General features: G+C 48.9%; 1 protein-coding gene. It reads left to right on the top strand.

Annotated elements, in window-relative coordinates:
• Positions 1 to 83: 83 nt before the first annotated feature.
• Positions 84 to 671: DNA mismatch repair endonuclease MutL (mutL, locus tag R7R24_RS27380; RefSeq protein ID WP_318120222.1), on the top strand; the 588-nt coding region annotated here is incomplete at its 3' end.

Genomic DNA, 671 nt, shown 5'->3' with positions numbered 1-671 from the left:
AAACAACTTGCGCTCGGACGAGCTTGCTGTTGGGCAAGTCCTGATCATTCCAAACAAATAAGTAAGTGAGCTTCTAACTCATTATGACGATAAAAATTTTGCCAGCTAGGCTCGCCAACCAAATTGCGGCAGGGGAAGTGGTCGAAAGGCCTGCCTCTGTCATCAAAGAGTTGGTGGAAAATAGCCTCGACTCTGGCGCAACCCGAATCGATATCGACATCGAAAAAGGCGGTGCCAAGCTTATTCGTGTTCGTGACAACGGAAAAGGGATTGCGAAAGATGAGCTCGGGCTGGCACTCAGTCGTCATGCAACGTCTAAAATCCATACCTTAGATGATTTAGAAGCGATCATGAGCTTGGGCTTTCGTGGAGAGGCATTGGCGAGTATCAGTTCCGTCTCTCGTCTTACATTAACCTCTCGCCCAGCTGCGCAAGAAGAAGCGTGGAGTGCATATTCGGAAGGGCGTGATATGCAGGTCAAATTGCAGCCTGCTGCCCATCCCATTGGTACCACGGTTGAAGTGCTGGATTTGTTTTTCAATACTCCTGCACGCCGTAAGTTTCTGCGTACCGAAAAAACGGAATTTGCTCACATTGACGAGCTGTTAAAACGCATTGCACTGAGCCGCTTTGATGTCTCGATCAACGTGCGGCATGACGGCAAAGTTATC

It is taken from the genome of Vibrio sp. 704 (assembly GCF_033339295.1).
Note: the sequence above shows the minus strand (reverse complement) of the source record. Positions and strands in the feature narration are given on the sequence as shown.